Below are 16,592 nucleotides of genomic sequence, written 5' to 3' on the forward strand. Positions count from 1 at the left end.
TTACCCTCCTTGCGCCTGGTTTCCTATGAAAATTCTCAAGATTCAAACGCTGCGTGGCCCCAACTATTGGAGTATCCGCCGGGGTAAGTTGATCATTTTGCGCCTGGATTTAGAAGAGTTGGCCGAAACCACGACCAATCTAATTCCTGGCTTTGTGGATGGTCTAATTCGAGTCTTGCCGAGTCTTTACGAACATCATTGCTCCCCAGGCCATGAAGGGGGTTTTTTAATGCGGCTGCGGGAAGGTACACTTTTAGGCCATGTGATCGAGCACGTTGCCTTAGAGCTCCAAGAACTGGCTGGGATGCCCACGGGCTTTGGTCGCACCCGAATGACTGGCACAGAAGGGATTTATCAAGTTGTCTTTGAGTACCAAAACGAACAGGCAGGGCGGTATGCAGGACGAGCTGCGGTCAGACTGTGCCAAAGCATTATTGATACCGGGACTTATCCCCAACGAGAACTGGAACAGGATTTAGCGGATTTACGGGATTTCAAAGCCAAAGCCTCCTTGGGGCCAAGTACCGATACCCTAGTTAAAGAAGCTGAAGCCCGGAATATCCCCTGGCAAGAACTCAGCAGCCGCTCAATTATTCAGTTTGGCTATGGCATTCATAGTCATCGGATGCAGGCCACCCTCAGCGATTTGACCGGAATTCTAGGGGTTGAGTTAGCGGGCGACAAAGAAGGGGCAAAAAAATTACTGGCCGATGTGGGGATCCCGGTTCCCAAAGGTGTGGTGATCCAATACATAGATGAACTGGAAGATGCAATCCATGATATTGGTGGCTTCCCAGTGGTGATTAAACCCCTCGATGGCAACCATGGGCGGGGTATTTCCATTGACATTGAAACCATTGAGCGGGCCGAAGAAGCCTTTGAAATTGCCAGTGGTGTTTCCAAATCGGTGATTGTCGAGCGGTATCACCCCGGCCGAGATTTCCGGGTGCTGGTGATCAATGGCAAAGTGGTGGCGGTTTCTGAGCGAGTGCCAGCCCATGTGGTCGGGGATGGTCGCTCCACAATTCAAGAACTGATTGATATTACGAATCAAGACCCCCAACGAGGCGAAGGGCATGATAACGTCCTCACCAAAATTGAGATGAACCATGACAGTTGGGAACTTCTCGACCGCCAGAATTTTACCCTCGATACTGTGCTCCCAGAAGGCCAAATTTGCTATCTCCGCTTTACTGCCAACCTCAGTACGGGGGGGATTGCCGTTGATCACACCGATGCCATTCATCCCCATAATGTGTGGATTTGTCAGCGGGCGGCCCGAACGATTGGCTTAGATATTGCTGGTATTGATGTGGTTTCCCCGGACATTTCTAAGCCCATGCCGGACGTGGGGGGGGTGATTGTGGAAGTCAATGCGGCACCTGGGTTTCGGATGCACACCTGTCCGAGTCGGGGGATTGCCCGCAATGTGGCCGAGCCAGTTTTGAATATGCTCTTTCCTCCCGGTCAACCTGCTCGGATTCCGATTTTTTCGATTACCGGCACCAACGGCAAAACCACGACGACCCGCTTAATTGCCCACATCTGTAAACAAACGGGCAAAAATGTCGGCTACACCACCACCGATGGGATTTATATTGGCGATTACCTGGTTGAAAAGGGGGATACCACTGGCCCCCAAAGTGCGCAACTGATTCTTCGGGATCCCACCGTGGAAATTGCCGTTTTAGAAACGGCTCGGGGTGGAATTTTACGCTCTGGCCTGGGGTTTGATCACTGTGATGTCGGGGTGGTGCTTAATGTCCAGGCCGATCACTTGGGTATTGGCGACATTGATACTGTAGAGCAGCTCGCGGATCTCAAAGCCGTAGTGGTTGAGTCGGCCTGGCCCGCGGGCTATGCAGTCTTGAATGCCGATGATCCCCTCGTGGCTGATATGGCCGAACAGGTAAAAGCCCAAGTTGCCTTTTTCTCCATGGATCCGCAAAATCGCCTGGTTAAGGAGCACATTGAATCTGGGGGCCTGGCGGCGGTCTATGAAAATGGCTATCTTTCAATTTTGAAGGGGGATTGGACGCTCCGAATTGAGCAGGCTGTCAATGTGCCGATGACAATGGGAGCGCGGGCTAACTTTATGATTGCCAATGCTCTTGCCGCCTGTCTAGCTGCCTATGCTCAAGGCATTTCGATTACCGATATTCGCACTGCCCTCACCAGCTTCAAGATGTCCGTGGAGCAAACCCCCGGCCGGATGAATTTGATTGATTTAGGTGAGTTTAGTGCCTTGGTTGACTATGCCCATAATCCCGCTGGGTATGAAGCCGTTGGGGAATTTGTCCAGAAATGGCCTGGTGAACGGATTGGGGTGATTGGCGGGCCTGGGGATCGGCGCGACGAAGACTTAGCCCAGTTAGGTGAGCTTTCTGCCAAAATTTTCAACCGGATTCTAATTAAAGAAGATGACGATACCCGCGGCCGGCCCCGTGGAGATGCAGCTCAGTTGATTGAAATGGGAGTGATCCGGGTTCCTCATCATTGTCAATACGAAATTATTCACGATGAAGTCACTGCTATTAACCAGGCCTTGGGGACAGCTAGTCCTGGCGCATTGGTCGTGGTTTTACCCTGTGAAGTCGGACGAACGATTCGCTTGATTGAAGCCTACGGAGAAAACCATAAACTAGCCAGTAAACCCTATTTTGAAAATGGCAATGGCCACAAAATTGAAGAGGTGGAACTTGGTACAGAGGTGAATATTGGCTAGGGGGAAACTGCTGCCAGCGCCTAACCTAAGGAATGGGTTAATTTATAGGCTGCATGCGGATTCTGACTAGCGGATAGTCAACCTTAAATGAACCAGGGCGGTTTCAATCACATTCACTCGCTCGATCAAGGTCTGCCAGTTATTGGCTCTGATGTCATAAAGTTGGCGAAAATGCCGCCGGGCGGTGGGAAAATTCTTAAACTGCCGCCGCATCAGGCTAATTGTCCAGGCCGATTGGGGAATGCTGGGTAAATGACTGAGGGTTTGTAAGTCTTGGGTTAATTCCTGTTCCCTTGCCTGAACTAAGTTTGCGGTTAACGTTAACAGTTCTGCCTGGTTTCGTTGCGACTGATGCAGGAGTTTTTTAACTTCGCTAACTTTCCGGACGGCGGCCTGGTCGTGTTCCATCTGGTTCTCCTCAATGTCTGGTATGGCTGAATGGATCCTTTGGGGTGAATTTTAGGCAACGGGTTTGATGGGGTGCAAAATTTGCAAGAGTTGTCGCTGATAGGTCTCAGGCAAAGCCTCGGCAAACAAAGCAACCCGATCGAAGATCATTTCTAACTGTTCAAAGTCGGCAATAAATAGGGCAAACTTTGCTTCAATTTGCTGCCGTTCTTGGATGATAGCCATCAATTTTTGCTTTGTTACGTCTAGCTCCAGCCGCTCATGCAGGAGTTTTGTCATTTGGCGGTTGAGCATCCCATTGCGAGCTTCGACTTCTGCAGCTAAGGCCAATCCAGTTTCTGCTTCGGCCTGGAAATGCATCAGTTCAGCTTCTAGGGTGGCAATTCGGGCCTCTTGGTGCGTCAGTTTTTGCTGGGTGATCTGCTCAAGGATAGTTTGGGCGGCTCGATTTAGTTCTGCCCGGATTGGTTCTGCCAGAGCTTGTAAAATCCCCAAGGCCGTTCCCCGTTTCAAGGTTTGACTCCGGCCATGGCCGCAAATTACCACGGGTGAATATCCAGGCCGGATGGCTTTAATGGGATGTCTGCCTCCTGTTTTGACCACTTGCCAGCCCCAATCTTTGGCTTGGTTAATGAGTTTGCCCTGATTGGTGTTAACGTGTTGTGCTTGAATTAAACAACTAATAGATCGCTCGGCCTGGCGAATTTCCTCAAGACGCTGCTCATCAGATTCTATGGGAGCTAGGGACATATTCATTGGGTAATTCCTCTGGCGGATGAACCACTAGAGTTACCTTAGAACAAAGGAGTCTTGGACTTCTAAGATTTCATGCGACTAACGAGTTGCTTTTCCTGATTGCTTCATCCCTGGGGGATTTGTTTTACAAGGCAATTGGATTGTGAACCGTGACTAACTTTGTCCCATCGGGAAAGGTGGCTTCAACTTGAACTTCAACAATCATGTCTGGGACACCTTCCATCACATCTTCGCGGGTTAAGAGGGTTGCCCCATAGCTCATTAAGTCTGCGACAGTGCGGCCGTCTCTGGCTCCTTCTAAAATTGCGGCACTGATGTAGGCAACGGCTTCGGGATAATTTAACTTCAGGCCGCGGGCCCGACGACGTTCGGCCACCAGGGCAGCGGTGAAGATCAGTAACTTGTCTTTTTCCTGTGGTGTCAGTTGCATTAATTTCTAGACTCCCCAAACTCTGGGTACACAAACAACACGCCCTAAAAATAATACTCGCAATAGCCCCCAAACGGCGATAAACCAGGCCTGGGCTGCCCCCCGATCATGGCCCCGATAGCGACAAATCAGCCCCGCAGCTAACCGACTCACCCCAATATCCGTCAGCGGGCCTGGCCATAATGCTCTGGCGTCCTGAATGATGGTACTGCTAACCTCTTGACCAATGAACACTAAATTTCCCACAACGGGACAGCCATTTAAGCCATGCAGGCCATGAAAATTCTCAGGGGTACCGGGTAGCCATTGCCGATCAATCCAAAGAGGAGTCCCATCCTGCCACACTTCTGTATGGGATCGCCAATTTCCTGCTGTGAAAAATTCTTCCCGAGCCGTGCGTCCAAACCGAGTCATATCCCAGGCCAGCCATAAGCCTCCAGTCGCTAAATTCACCCGCATAAATTGCTGATAGTGAGCCTGGTTAAACATGATTGTGTCTTGGGGTAACCATTCTAAACAGGCCTGGGGGGCAATATTCAGTTCAATGGTTTGGGTGACAGGGTGATTTGGGTTGCGATAGACCTTACTGGCGGCTGCGGTGGTTAACAGAACTTGGGACTGGGCCTGGAGATCGAGTTGGATATTCAGGTGATCCCCGCCCACCATGCCCCCGGCGGTATGCAGCATCACACTATGACAAACTTGAGGCGATTCAGGATAAAAGGGGCGTTGAATTCTCAGGGGTGCTTTGGCATAGGCCTGGGTAATTTCTGTCCGGTCATTGTGCCAGCGATAATTGAGCCATAAGTCACCCTGCCAGGTAGAAAAGTCAGGCTTGCCGATAAGTTGATTATTTTGCAGAATTGGCTGAACCACTGGGCCGTTCCTGGTTGTCAATAAAGGTGGCTAAATCCCAGGCCTCTTGGGGAGTCAGATTCCCATCAAATTGATAGGGCATATTGCCGTGGATAAACTCAGCCATAGTATTCAGGCGATGCAGGCCAGCCAATTTATTAAAAGACTGTTCCCCCCACAGAGCCGGCCGATAATAGGTATCCGTTTGATAACGTCCTTGCCCATCGGTATTGTGACAAAAACTGCATTTCTGTTGAAAAATGGCCTGCCCCCGTTGGGAATTGCCCGTCAGTTGCGGAATCGGCGGAAAAGGTGTTTTGGGTCGGGGAATGTCTAACACCTGGGCCTGTTCATCCAGCCATTGCATATAGGTAATCAAAGCCCTAAATTCCGGTTGATTGGCAGTAATCGGGAAGGGTTTACCATTCAGGCTATGTTCAAAACACTGGTTGATCCGTTTTTGTAAGTTGGTTGTTTGGGGATATTCATATTTTTCCATCATCCCTAACCAGGCCGAGGCTTTCGGATTTCCCCCTCCATTTAAGTGACAGCTTTGGCAGTGGAGTTTGGCCACGGGGACATTTTCCGGCAAGAGTTCATAGGTTTGGGTCGTTAACTGATAGCCCCGGAGAATACTATTCCACTGTTCTGTATCCCAGGCCGAGACGGGTTTAGCAGGCGGGGGAATGATTTGAGTCTGAGCAGGTTGGGGTTGGGCATAGGCCAGGGTAAAAGTAAAGTCTGAGGCGGTATATTGATTCGGATTAACACCCCGGGCAATGGCATGACACCCCATACAGGAAGAGGTTTTCTGGATATAGGTTTCCATGGTCGTATTGGCTAATATGGGTGGCTTGACCTGGAAAACAGTTTTGGGAGTCGGGTCGATTTTGGCTTTTGGTAAGGGCCATTGGGTATTGACCAATTCGTAATATTGCCAGACGGAATTTTTCAGGCCGGCTTGGATGGTTTTGTTGAGTTCCGCGACATTATCTATGGCCTGGTTGGGTTGGTTGCAATCCGGGTTTTGGTTGGGAATCGGGGTTAAGCGGGTGACTTGATTGGGAACATGGGCCTGAGTTTGATGATTCGCCAGACAATCGGGACAGTGGGGATTAAAAAAGGAGGGCTGCTCACCCCGGACATTATCCACTTGTTCATAGGTTGACCAAATCCATTGAGGCGCGCTGGCGGTTTTGTGCATGATGTGAAAACCCACCAGGCCCATGCGTATTTCTTGATAGGTGGCTTTGGTCAGATCAGCACGATCAGAAACGTAGGCCGAAACTGTATGAAATCTGGCTTCTTCGGTCGGCTCTACTTCTCTCCAGGCCGCTTTGATTAAAATTGCCCCATTGGGAAAGTTAAATTGTTCCAGTTTGGCCTGGTGGTTGGCATCGTAAAGTTTGTTTTGCACCACATAATCAAAAGCCACTTGGTTCATCCGAATTTCGTAGCGGACAATCCGACCCTGTTGATCCGTTAAGGTTCCGGGTAAGGCCAGATCCGCTTTTGTGGGTTGAAATTCATCGGACAAGACTTCATCCACTTTGCTTTGGCGATAGAGGATTTTTAGGGGTTTTCCCAGGCCTGGGGGTAAGGGGGCCGCAGCATTCCAGGGTAAAGGTTCACGGCCATCGGGCAAATAGACTTCACTGGTTTCTTTCCAGGTTTCCCAAACACGCGGGGCCACGGCATTGATGTTTACGGTTTGATCCGGAACACCTCGGACTCCAGATTTAGCTGGCCAATTCAAGGCGATAAATTCCTGCCAAGCAAAGAGATCCGCCGCCCGTTGCACCACATTCAAATTTTTCTGTTGTAAATTACCCTCGAGATCCTGGGGAAGCTGCCAAGAAATTTCCGGGGATTTCAGCGGGGCCTGGCAAACGGTGGGCAACGAAATTGAACGGGGGGCCATAGCGCGACTGGGAATCAGAGAACTCCCCAAGACAATTACCGCACTGACCATAATGACCGTAAACACCAGGCTGGGGAGGGTGAGCCATGCCTTCACTCGCTGCAACGTGATTCCCTTCATTTATCTAAGATTGTCCTAACCCAGTCAGATGTGTTGATTTGCCAGTGACATGAGTCAGGAGCGTTGATGAAAACCGATAACCTATTTTAGGCGATTTTTCTATTTCAGACTCGTTTGATTACGGAATTGATACCTGATCTGCCCGAAAACTGTGATTTTGAGTCCAGTGTGCCTGTGGTTCAGGAATTCGGAATATCGGAAATTCTTGCCCCGGCTGCATCACTACACTAGAACAGTGGGTTTGGGGAGAGACTATGGGGTTAAAAATGGTTAATCGCACCTATGAACGGTTGATGGCCATCTTGGCTAGTGGGAATTTACTATTGGTCTTATTCAATCTCAGCTATGTTCCCTGGCGAGATTTTTGGTTACAGGGGCGTGTTTCCATTCCCTTAGTGAATCGGGTGCTATACATTCCCATGCCCTTAGACATCACCAAACTCTACGACCCGATTAAAGGCATTGAACCCCACCGCGACACCCAGGCCTATCTGGAACTAGTGAATCAATTAGAAGCCAGCATTGAGGGGCTTGGTTATGGTAGCTCAGAAACCCAGAACATCTTAGCCGACCTCCGCGCTCGCAGTGTTGAAATGGTAGAGACCAATCCCTTTGCCATTGCCAATAAGTCCGGGAGTTTGGAGCGGATTAAAAACCAAATGCGGCTTCGGGTCTTCAGCACCAAACGCAATGTTTCCTCCAAAGAAGCCTTTGAACAGTTTTGGAGTGACCGCTACATCAACCCCGTCACCGGAGCCACTAACCTGGCCTGGTTTAATAGCACCATTCGCCCCTTGATTGCTGCCAATTATTACCGAGGCATAGGAGAAGACGGGGAATATATTGATAACTTTGGGGCCTTAGATATTCCCTTTGCGCTGATCTTTTTCCTCGAGTTTTTGGCCCGCACCTTTTGGATGAGTCGTCACCAGGCCGGGTTGCGCTGGTTCGATGCCATGATTATCCGCTGGTATGATGGGCTGCTCTTTTTTCCCTTTTGGTGGATTGCCCCAAGTTGGGCCTGGTTACGGATTATTCCGGTGGAAATTCGCCTCGATCAAGCTCAAATTATCAGCCTACAACGGATTCGGAAACAAGCCTCTCAAGGGATCGTTGCCACCATTGCAGATGATGTGACGGAAGTTGTGGTGATCCAAGTCCTCTCCCAAATGCAGGCAGCCATTCGCCGGGGCCAGTTCATGCGCTTTTTACCCAGTCAGGGGGCACAATCCGGCCAGCAACACCCCCACTCTGGCAACGAGATTGATGAGCTTGGCGAAATGGCCGCCCTAGTCTTGCAAGTTACCCTCAAAACAGTCCTCCCCCAACTGCGCCCAGAATTAGAGGCCCTGATTCGCTACAACGTGGATCAAGCCCTCCGCCAGGCCCCGCCCTATCGCCAATTGGCCACTTTTCCAGGGTTAGAAGCCATTCCCCAACAGTGGTCAGCCCAACTGGCTACCGAAATTACCAATCGGGTTTATCAAGTCCTCACCCGGCTGGAATCCGCAGACAAGACCGCTGCCCTCCTCACCAGTCAACTTGTCCAGAAATTTGGCACGACCCTCAGCTATGAATTGCAACAACAACAGGTCGGCCAGGCCCTGCGTGAACTTTTAATCGATTGGTTAGAGGATGTGAAAGCCAGTTTTATGGCCCAAAAACGTCAAGCTCGCCTGCCGGAATCCAACGCCCCCTAACAACAGGCCTGGCTGAGTTTGTAATCTCGTAAATGCTTGAGTTGACTTGGCGGCCCTTGCTCAATGACTTGGCCTCGCTCCATCACAACTGCCCCATCAGCGGCCACTAATTCTTCTAAACGGTGGGTAACCCAAAGAGCCGTCATCCCCCGTTGCTTCACCAATTCCCGGACATTGGCTAATAATTCTTGCTGACTGTCGGGATCCAATAGGGCTGTGGGTTCATCCAATAGTAAAACCTCGCAATGTCTCGCAATCGCCCCCGCAATCGCCACCCGTTGTTTTTGGCCCCCACTGAGGGCATAGATGGGTCGGCGGGCCAGGCCAGAGAGGTTCACCGTTGCCAATGCATCTTGAACTCGTAAGCGGACTTCTGCTGAGGTTAAGCCCTGATTGGTCAGACTAAAGGCAATATCCGCCCCCACAGTCGGCATCACCAATTGCTGATCTGGATTTTGAAACACAAACCCAACTGGCTGATGAATGTGAACATATCCCGTTTGGGGTAACAATAGCCCCGCCAAGAGCTTCATCAAGGTTGACTTCCCACTGCCATTGCGCCCCAAGAGCATCCAAAACTCTCCCGCCGGAATTTGTAGATAACAGTGATTCAACAGCAGGGCCTGGGATGACCAACCAAAACTTACATCCTGGACATCAATGGCATTGGGCATGGCAGCAGTGTATCGCAAGGAGCGGAAACTGGGGCATTGGGTTGGGCGGGGATTCCTAAGACTGCTCCAAAAGTTGGGCAAAAAATCCGGGGCCCCGCCCTGAGGATCCGGCTGCACCTTTTTGAGACAGTTGAATCCCGACAATTTCTGAACTCAGCACCGCGACTTTCTTTTCCGTTTGTTTTTCGCAGGTGAGTTCAATCATGTGGGCGGGAGTCTGGGCCACCGCAGCTAAGAGTTCACGATAGAGGGCCTGGGCGGCTGATTCTTCTTTACGCTCCACGGACAAGGGGATGGGGGTTGTTTTCAAAACAAGATCAATCGTGAACATGGGTACTCAGATAAGGAACGATGAAGTTGTGCTATCTCCACTGTAGAGTTTTCGGCTTCATTAGGGGAGAGGATTGAGCGATAGACTGAAATTAAAACTATTTTTTGACACCCCTCCAGTATTGTTGTTGTTGAGTCAGACCCATGGCCACTACCTTACCGCTTTCTCTGTCACAATCTCAGCCAAGCCAAGCCAGGGAGACAAGCCTGCACCAACCTCTACGCCCCACTATTAAAGCCTTGCAGCCAGAATTGGTAGTCTGGAGACGCTACCTGCATCAACGTCCTGAACTGGCGTTTAAGGAACAACTGACAGCCAGCTTTGTAGCCGAGAAACTGCGGGAATGGGGGATTCCACATCAAACCGGAATTGCCGAAACTGGAATTGTTGCGATCCTAGAAGGTTCCCGGCCTGGCCCAGTCTTAGGGATTCGGGCGGATATGGATGCTCTACCAATTCAGGAAGAAAATCAAGTTCCCTATCGCTCTAGCCATGATGGGGTGATGCACGCCTGCGGTCATGATGGCCACACAACCATTGCCCTCGGCACTGCCCGTTACTTATCCCAACATCCCGATTTTGCCGGAACTGTGAAGATTATTTTCCAACCCGCTGAAGAGGGGCCTGGCGGGGCGAAACCGATGATCCAGGCCGGGGTTCTCGAAAATCCTCATGTTGATGCGATTATTGGCCTCCATGTCTGGAATGTTTTGCCTGTGGGCACTGTCGGGGTACGGAGTGGGCCTTTCATGGCGGCGGCTGAGTTTTTCCATTGTCAAATATTCGGCAAAGGCGGGCATGGCGCGATTCCCCAACAAACCATTGACGCGGTGCTGGTGGCCTCCCAAATTGTTACTACCCTGCAAACCATTGTGGCGCGCAATATCAACCCCCTGGATACCGCTGTGATTTCTGTCGGATCCTTTCATGCGGGGACGGCCAAAAATATTATTGCCGATACGGCTTCCCTAAGTGGGACAGTGCGCTATTTCAATCCTGAATTGGCGGATAAATTACCCCAACGGATTGAGGAAATTATTGCCGGGGTTTGCGCTTGTCACGGGGCGAAATACGAATTGAATTATCAACGGATGTATCCAGCAACAATTAACGATCCAACGATGGCCGAATTAGTCCGCTCTGTGGCTACAACAGTGATTGAAACCGAATTGGGAGTTGTGCCTGAATGTCAAACCATGGCTGCTGAGGATATGTCATTTTTCTTACAGCAAGTGCCTGGTTGCTATTTCTTTTTAGGTTCAGCGAATTCGGAATTAGGGTTAGATTTTCCCCATCATCACCCCCGCTTTGATTTTGATGAAACGGTTCTGGGCCTGGGAGTAGAAATTTTTGTCCGTTGTGTGGAAAGGTTTTTTGCCCAGGCCAAGGGCCCCTAACCCCTTCACTCTAGTTTGCTGCTTAATTCAAGGGGGCAAAAACTGATGGCTAAACAGGCCTTGTCCCTTGAAAAAGTTGAGCCTGCATCTTCAGGTTCTCATGAGTTCACCCCGCGTTGCAGTTACAAACAACATCCCATTTTTCAGCCGCTGGTGTGGAATTATTAGGATGATTGCCGCAAGGGGTGTTGAGTTGGCACTTTGATGATGATGGAGTTGATCAACGCTATATTCCTTGCTGTTGAGTGGGTATTGCCAAGATGGGGGCTTCCACCTGATTGTGACTGTCCTGAATTGGGAAATCTTGGTGGATGCGATGGATGATTCTGCGCTTTACCCGTAGTTAACGCTTTGGGGCTCTGGCTATGTCGTGAATTTCATCAAACTGACCCAGGGACAGCTACCTGGATGTTATTCAATCGCACTTTCCACACATCCTATTAAGGAGTCATTAAGCAGGTGTAAGCCCAACAACATCCCAGTCCCCGGTTATCCCCAGAGTTTTCCACAGGTTTTTATGGTTTGTGAGATGGATTTAATGAATAGAATCTGGAAGAGTTACTCACTCATCTAGATCTGAATTATGGTGTCGTTTATCGGTCTAAACAACGCTATTATGACCTATTTTCTGATGCTGGAATTAGTTGGAAGAAATCCCAGAAGCGAAGTCCAAAAACCAATCTTGAACTCGTTAAAGAAAACACTAGAAATTCAAGAGTTTATTGGAGTGCATGAGCCTGAAATTAAGTCCGATCAATTGATTGTTCTGTTTCTAGATGTTGGTGTAGCCTTCCAGAAGAACAGTATGATTTCTACCGGAGAGCTAGAGCAATCCTGCTGGAATTTAGAACATGGGGTATTGATTTTGCTAGAGTTACAGCCTTGAATCGTTCTTGACTCAGGTAGGATTGCTATGTTGCCTTGAGGGAGATTGGGACGAATCCTAGGCTAGCAATCCGATACTTGCAATGTTGGTTGGTTAAAATAATTTCGCCTTGCCTCCAGGCCGGGTCAGTTTAGTGCGCCCTGATGAAAGGGGCTAAGGCTTCAGGGCATATTTCAGGACTAGGGGGGGAATTTGGGAATCCTAATGTTAAAATACGCCTACACACTGCGACAACAAACTGAGGATAATAAAACGACTATGGAAGCGATGATGCTCTTGGCTAAACTCCCAGAAGCCTACTCCATCTTTGATCCCCTTGTAGATGTTTTACCCGTTATTCCCGTCTTATTCTTAGCTTTGGCCTTTGTGTGGCAAGCGGCTGTGGGTTTTCGTTAACGATAGTCTGATCAAATTCTCAACAGTGGTTTAACTGAGTCGGCTGTGACGGGTGATCAGATTTACGCTATGCAGTAAGTCTCAGGCCTGGTGAGGGTCGGCTTAGTTGGTTTTGACCTGAAGGCTTCCTGAACCTGTCCTAGTCTGAACCACAAGAGTCCCGGTTGATCTCAGCCCAAAGCGAACATCCGATGACTTTGATCCAATTTACTCAACCCCGGTCTGGCAACTTATTCAACCTCGCCTGAGAGTGTGACCTTCCCCCGAAAAACCACGTAATTGTAGATATTGTAGAACAACATGATTGGGATTAAGAACCCGATAAAAATAATCATAAAGACTAGGGAACTGGGAGCTGCCGCGGCCTGGTAGATGGTGACACTGGGGGGAATGATGTAGGGGAAAATGACCAGGCCCAGGCCAACAAAGGACAACATAAAAATCAAGATAGTCAAAATAAACGGCATTCGTTCTTCCTGCTTGCCCAAGCTTTGCAACAATAGCCCAATCAAGAAAATTCCCAGCAATGGTATTCCCAAAAAGATAAAGACTAAGGGAGGCTCAAACAGGGTGGGGCGAATGTGATCAGACAAGATCGGCGTACTGACTGTAATAAAACCCGCTCCAATCAAGGTCGTCCAGGCCGCAAGTTTAGCCGTCTTAAAGTGAACCAGTTGGAGGCTACCCGTGGTTTTCATAATCAAATAGGTCGAGCCAATCAAGACATAGCCCTGAATCAGCGTCAACGCGACTAAAATTGACCGCCAACTCAACCAGTCCCACATTCCCCCAATAAAATGCCCCGCTGCATCTACGGCAATCCCTTCAAAAATACTTCCCAAGGCAAAACCCTGGCCCAAGGCCGCCAGAAAGCTCCCCACGCCAAAGGCCCAATTCCAAAACAACTTGCGATTGGCATTTTCCCGAAATTCAAAGGCCACCGCCCGTAAAATCAACCCAACAATCATCACCACCGCTGGCAGATAGAGGGCATTGAGAACCGTGCCATAGGCCAAGGGAAAGGCTCCAAACAGTGCACCCCCCATCAACACTAGCCAGGTTTCATTGGCATCCCAAACATTGCCTAAGCTGGTCATCAAAATACTGCGGCGTTCTTCACTGGAGCTCGTTAGGGAGAGAATCCCAATCCCCAGATCAAACCCATCGAGGAGAACATACAAGAATAAAAAAAGACCGAGAATAAAAAACCAGACTTGGGGGAGAAATTGGGCTAAGGGTTCCATTGTCATCCTCACGTCATAGGGTTATTGCTGGGCTTCAATGGGACGCTGATCCGGTTGGTGCTGGGCCGGAATTTCCAGACTGGGTAAAACTTCCACCCCCGGAATTGGCAAGGACAGGTTGGGGCCTTTACGAATAATCCGACTGCCAAAATACAGGGCAGCGACAAATAGGGCTGAGTAGAGGACGGTAAACCCAATTAAGGAAAAGAGAACTTCCCCGGCCGGCAAATGGGAGGCCGCATCCACGGTGCGAATTTCCCCATAGACTGTCCAAGGTTGGCGGCCCACACAGCGAACAATCCAGCCCGTTTCGACGGCTAAGTACCCCAAGGGAGCCGCAAAGATCCAGGCCCGTAATGTCCAAGTTTGCTGGGCAATCACTCCCGGTTTTAACCGTCCCAGGCCCCACTGAAGCACTGTCACCAGCATTAACCCCACCAGGAAAAAGCCAATCCCACTCATGATCCGAAAGGAATAGAAGATTAAGCCAATCATGCGGGGGCGATTTTCGGGGGGGAAGTCTTTAAGCCCTTTAACGGGTGCGCTCAGGTTGGGTTTGAGTTCGAGGATGTAACCGAGGGCCTGGGGAATTTTAAGCTCCCAATCATTGGTTGCGGTTTTCTCATTAGGTAAGGCAACGAGTGTCCAATCCGCAGGTTGTCCCGCCGGAAGCGTTTTCCATTGGCTTTCAATGGCGGCAAGTTTGGTGGGTTGGTAGTGATAGACCTGCTCAGCACTGAGGTGACCAATGAAAATTTGCAGCGGGGCAACGGCAATGGCAGCAGCCAGAACAATTTTGAAGGAACGGCTAAAGAACTCGACATGGCGGCTTTGAAGAATGTACCAAGCACTGATCCCGCCAATGACAAACAAAGAGGTTTCCAGTGTGGCAAAAAACATATGGAGCACACTGTTGAGCATGAAGGGATTAAAAATGGCCTGGAAATAATCAGCCACCAAGAATTTACCCGCCACAAATGTTCCGCCCGCCGGAGTTTGTAACCAGGAATTAGCGACTAAAATCCAAAATGTGGAGAGGTTGGCCCCAAAGGCAACCATGATTGTCGCCAGGTAGTGAATTGCGGGTGGAACGCGCCCCCAGCCAAAGAGCATGATCCCTAAAAAGCCCGCCTCTAACATAAAAGCCATGGAGGCTTCAAACCCTAAAATGCTGCCAAAAAAGTCACCCACGGCTTCGGAAAAAGGGGCCCAGTTTGTCCCAAATTGAAATTCCATTGGTAAACCAGAGGCGACACCAATCCCAAAGTTCAACACATACAACTTCGACCAAAACCGCGCATGGTGGTAATAATCTGAGTTGCGGGTTTTCAGCCACAGGCCTTCGACAATGACTAAATAAATAGCCATCCCCGTGGTTAAAATTGGCCAAAGCATATGAAAAATCGCCGTCAATGCAAACTGCATCCGGGAAAGGGCAACTGAATTCGCAAGAATATCCATAACCAGGCCTGGGTAATAACACCCCGTAAATCAACAGAATGTAACAAAATGTTCCTAACCGTAACAGCTAGTCATTCCGGTTTAACAGATTGTCATGTTGCTGGCTAGTCATAGTTGATACACCTAAGCCAAGCTATAGATTTTGTTTAGAATTAGGAGGGTTATTGGTCATTAAAAAGAGGTGCTTCTAGGGGGGTGCCATCCGCAGCTTCTAAGACAAATCCCGCATCACTAATCATTTGCCAGTCGGCGTGGGCAGCCTGTCCGGGGGTGGTGAGGTAGTCCCCGACAAAAATTGAATTAGCTGGATACAGTCCCAAGGGTTGGAGGGAGCGTAAATGCACTTCTCGGCCGCCCGCAATCCGAATTTCTTGACTGGGAAGCAGAAACCGAAAAAGGCAAAGGACGCGCAGGCAGTAGCGGGGATTGAGGTGTTTTGCAAGGGACAGGGGAGTGCCATCAATGGGAATTAAGAAGTTAACGGGGACACTGGTCACATTCAAGGCCCGTAGGGACATGGCCAAATCCACCACGTCTTGATCTGACTCGCCCAGGCCAATGATGCCCCCAGAACAGGTGGTAATGCCGGCCTTTTGAACCTGATTAATGGTTGTGGCTCGGTCGTTAAAGGTATGAGTGGTGCAAATGTTGCTGTGATGAGCTTCAGAGGTATTTAAGTTGTGATTGACCCGATCCACCCCCGCAGCCGCTAATGCTTGGGCTTGGGCTTCATCCAAGAGTCCTAAACAGGCACAGACTTTAAGATCATGGTTGGCTTTAATGGTACGAATGGTACTCAGAACTCGTTCAAAGTTTTTCGGACTCGGACTCCGACCGGAAAGCACCAAGCAAAATGTTCCAGCTTTTAATCGCTCGGCCTGGGCCGCGGCGGCTAATATCTTTTCCTCTGCCAAGAGGGGATAGGTCTCAATTTCGGCGGTGGAGATTTTTGATTGGGAGCAGTAATGACAGTCCTCTGGGCAGAGTCCACTTTGGGCATTGAGCAGATAATGAAGCCGTACCCGATTTTGCCAATAGTGATACCGAACCTGATAGGCCGCTGCTAATTGATTGAGGATTTCAGTATCCGGGGCCTGGAGGACAGCCAGGGCTTGTGCGTTGGTTAAAGGGATACCAGATAGGGCCTGGTCGGCAAAATGCTGCCAATTGGGAAGCAGCGAGTTGAGCGCAGTTGGGGCGGCAGGGGTTTGAAGTTGTCTCAAGAAATTATCCTTTTGCCCGATGTCATCATCCAGGCCCTTTCCTGTTGTACCACCATATAGAACCT

General features: G+C 49.8%; 15 protein-coding genes. 5 read left to right on the forward strand and 10 right to left on the reverse strand.

What is annotated here, in order from left to right; all coding sequences use genetic code 11:
* Positions 1 to 25 precede the first annotated feature (25 nt).
* Positions 26 to 2,725 carry a cyanophycin synthetase gene (cphA, locus tag SYN6312_RS06220; RefSeq protein ID WP_015124012.1) on the forward strand — a complete coding sequence of 900 codons (2,700 nt, stop codon included), beginning with the start codon at positions 26 to 28 and terminating at the stop codon, positions 2,723 to 2,725.
* 66 nt (positions 2,726 to 2,791) lie between these two features.
* Here the strand turns inward: cphA and SYN6312_RS06225 are convergent, their stop codons facing one another.
* The 5 genes from SYN6312_RS06225 to SYN6312_RS06245 form a co-directional block, all read right to left on the reverse strand.
* Positions 2,792 to 3,133: a hypothetical protein gene (locus SYN6312_RS06225; RefSeq protein ID WP_015124013.1), complete on the reverse strand. Its 342-nt coding sequence runs from the start codon at positions 3,131 to 3,133 to the stop codon at positions 2,792 to 2,794.
* 51 nt (positions 3,134 to 3,184) lie between these two features.
* On the reverse strand, positions 3,185 to 3,889 hold the full coding sequence (locus tag SYN6312_RS06230; protein ID WP_015124014.1) for a hypothetical protein: 705 nt from the start codon (positions 3,887 to 3,889) through the stop codon (positions 3,185 to 3,187).
* 124 nt (positions 3,890 to 4,013) lie between these two features.
* Positions 4,014 to 4,319, reverse strand: a complete 306-nt coding sequence (ureA, locus tag SYN6312_RS06235; RefSeq protein ID WP_015124015.1) for an urease subunit gamma — start codon at positions 4,317 to 4,319, stop codon at positions 4,014 to 4,016.
* A gap of 6 nt (positions 4,320 to 4,325) precedes the next feature.
* The gene (locus SYN6312_RS06240) at positions 4,326 to 5,195 is read right to left on the reverse strand and encodes an urease accessory protein UreD (protein ID WP_015124016.1); all 870 of its coding nucleotides are present in this window, start codon (positions 5,193 to 5,195) and stop codon (positions 4,326 to 4,328) included.
* The gene (locus tag SYN6312_RS06245) at positions 5,170 to 7,215 is read right to left on the reverse strand and encodes a c-type cytochrome (RefSeq protein WP_015124017.1); all 2,046 of its coding nucleotides are present in this window, start codon (positions 7,213 to 7,215) and stop codon (positions 5,170 to 5,172) included. Before SYN6312_RS06245 ends, SYN6312_RS06240 begins: the two co-directional genes overlap by 26 nt.
* A 254-nt stretch (positions 7,216 to 7,469) precedes the next feature.
* Between SYN6312_RS06245 and SYN6312_RS06250 the strand changes: the two genes are divergently transcribed.
* Positions 7,470 to 8,915 (forward strand): hypothetical protein, encoded by a 1,446-nt coding sequence (locus SYN6312_RS06250; protein WP_015124018.1) that lies wholly within the window; start codon positions 7,470 to 7,472, stop codon positions 8,913 to 8,915.
* Here the strand turns inward: SYN6312_RS06250 and SYN6312_RS06255 are convergent.
* Together SYN6312_RS06255 and SYN6312_RS06260 are read right to left on the reverse strand one after the other, a co-directional pair.
* The gene (locus tag SYN6312_RS06255) at positions 8,912 to 9,589 is read right to left on the reverse strand and encodes an energy-coupling factor ABC transporter ATP-binding protein (protein ID WP_015124019.1); all 678 of its coding nucleotides are present in this window, start codon (positions 9,587 to 9,589) and stop codon (positions 8,912 to 8,914) included. The genes SYN6312_RS06250 and SYN6312_RS06255 overlap by 4 nt on opposite strands.
* Positions 9,590 to 9,644: 55 nt before the next feature.
* The gene (locus tag SYN6312_RS06260) at positions 9,645 to 9,920 is read right to left on the reverse strand and encodes a hypothetical protein (RefSeq protein ID WP_015124020.1); all 276 of its coding nucleotides are present in this window, start codon (positions 9,918 to 9,920) and stop codon (positions 9,645 to 9,647) included.
* Positions 9,921 to 10,063: 143 nt separating this feature from the next.
* On the opposite strand from SYN6312_RS06260, the gene SYN6312_RS06265 reads away from it, so the two are divergent.
* From SYN6312_RS06265 to SYN6312_RS06275, 3 genes are all read left to right on the forward strand, one after another.
* Positions 10,064 to 11,317, forward strand: coding sequence for a M20 family metallopeptidase (locus SYN6312_RS06265; RefSeq protein ID WP_015124021.1), 1,254 nt, complete (start codon positions 10,064 to 10,066; stop codon positions 11,315 to 11,317).
* Between the two features lie 583 nt (positions 11,318 to 11,900).
* Positions 11,901 to 12,203, forward strand: a complete 303-nt coding sequence (locus SYN6312_RS06270; RefSeq protein WP_156804748.1) for a hypothetical protein — start codon at positions 11,901 to 11,903, stop codon at positions 12,201 to 12,203.
* A 258-nt stretch (positions 12,204 to 12,461) separates the two neighbouring features.
* On the forward strand, positions 12,462 to 12,599 hold the full coding sequence (locus SYN6312_RS06275; RefSeq protein ID WP_041431229.1) for a photosystem II reaction center protein K: 138 nt from the start codon (positions 12,462 to 12,464) through the stop codon (positions 12,597 to 12,599).
* A gap of 230 nt (positions 12,600 to 12,829) precedes the next feature.
* On the opposite strand, the gene cydB is transcribed toward SYN6312_RS06275, so the two are convergent.
* The 3 genes from cydB to bioB all read right to left on the reverse strand — a co-directional run bounded on the left by cydB (position 12,830) and on the right by bioB (position 16,527).
* Positions 12,830 to 13,843, reverse strand: coding sequence for a cytochrome d ubiquinol oxidase subunit II (cydB, locus tag SYN6312_RS06280; RefSeq protein ID WP_015124023.1), 1,014 nt, complete (start codon positions 13,841 to 13,843; stop codon positions 12,830 to 12,832).
* Positions 13,844 to 13,864: 21 nt separating this feature from the next.
* The gene (locus SYN6312_RS06285) at positions 13,865 to 15,304 is read right to left on the reverse strand and encodes a cytochrome ubiquinol oxidase subunit I (protein ID WP_015124024.1); all 1,440 of its coding nucleotides are present in this window, start codon (positions 15,302 to 15,304) and stop codon (positions 13,865 to 13,867) included.
* Between the two features lie 161 nt (positions 15,305 to 15,465).
* Positions 15,466 to 16,527, reverse strand: coding sequence for a biotin synthase BioB (gene bioB, locus SYN6312_RS06290; RefSeq protein ID WP_015124025.1), 1,062 nt, complete (start codon positions 16,525 to 16,527; stop codon positions 15,466 to 15,468).
* Between the last annotated feature and the right edge of the window lie 65 nt (positions 16,528 to 16,592).

This window comes from Synechococcus sp. PCC 6312 (genome assembly GCF_000316685.1).
In the GTDB taxonomy this organism is placed as follows: Bacteria; Cyanobacteriota; Cyanobacteriia; order Thermosynechococcales; family Thermosynechococcaceae; genus Pseudocalidococcus.

What these genes read in the sequence shown, in the direction of transcription:
- cphA (WP_015124012.1), top strand. Translation starts at nt 26, where the DNA reads ATGAAAATTCTCAAGATTCAAACGCTGCGTGGCCCCAACTATTGGAGT.
- SYN6312_RS06225 (WP_015124013.1), bottom strand. Translation starts at nt 3,133, where the DNA reads ATGGAACACGACCAGGCCGCCGTCCGGAAAGTTAGCGAAGTTAAAAAA.
- SYN6312_RS06230 (WP_015124014.1), bottom strand. Translation starts at nt 3,889, where the DNA reads ATGAATATGTCCCTAGCTCCCATAGAATCTGATGAGCAGCGTCTTGAG.
- ureA (WP_015124015.1), bottom strand. Translation starts at nt 4,319, where the DNA reads ATGCAACTGACACCACAGGAAAAAGACAAGTTACTGATCTTCACCGCT.
- SYN6312_RS06245 (WP_015124017.1), bottom strand. Translation starts at nt 7,215, where the DNA reads ATGAAGGGAATCACGTTGCAGCGAGTGAAGGCATGGCTCACCCTCCCC.
- SYN6312_RS06250 (WP_015124018.1), top strand. Translation starts at nt 7,470, where the DNA reads ATGGGGTTAAAAATGGTTAATCGCACCTATGAACGGTTGATGGCCATC.
- SYN6312_RS06255 (WP_015124019.1), bottom strand. Translation starts at nt 9,589, where the DNA reads ATGCCCAATGCCATTGATGTCCAGGATGTAAGTTTTGGTTGGTCATCC.
- SYN6312_RS06260 (WP_015124020.1), bottom strand. Translation starts at nt 9,920, where the DNA reads ATGTTCACGATTGATCTTGTTTTGAAAACAACCCCCATCCCCTTGTCC.
- SYN6312_RS06265 (WP_015124021.1), top strand. Translation starts at nt 10,064, where the DNA reads ATGGCCACTACCTTACCGCTTTCTCTGTCACAATCTCAGCCAAGCCAA.
- SYN6312_RS06270 (WP_156804748.1), top strand. Translation starts at nt 11,901, where the DNA reads ATGGTGTCGTTTATCGGTCTAAACAACGCTATTATGACCTATTTTCTG.
- SYN6312_RS06275 (WP_041431229.1), top strand. Translation starts at nt 12,462, where the DNA reads ATGGAAGCGATGATGCTCTTGGCTAAACTCCCAGAAGCCTACTCCATC.
- cydB (WP_015124023.1), bottom strand. Translation starts at nt 13,843, where the DNA reads ATGGAACCCTTAGCCCAATTTCTCCCCCAAGTCTGGTTTTTTATTCTC.
- SYN6312_RS06285 (WP_015124024.1), bottom strand. Translation starts at nt 15,304, where the DNA reads ATGGATATTCTTGCGAATTCAGTTGCCCTTTCCCGGATGCAGTTTGCA.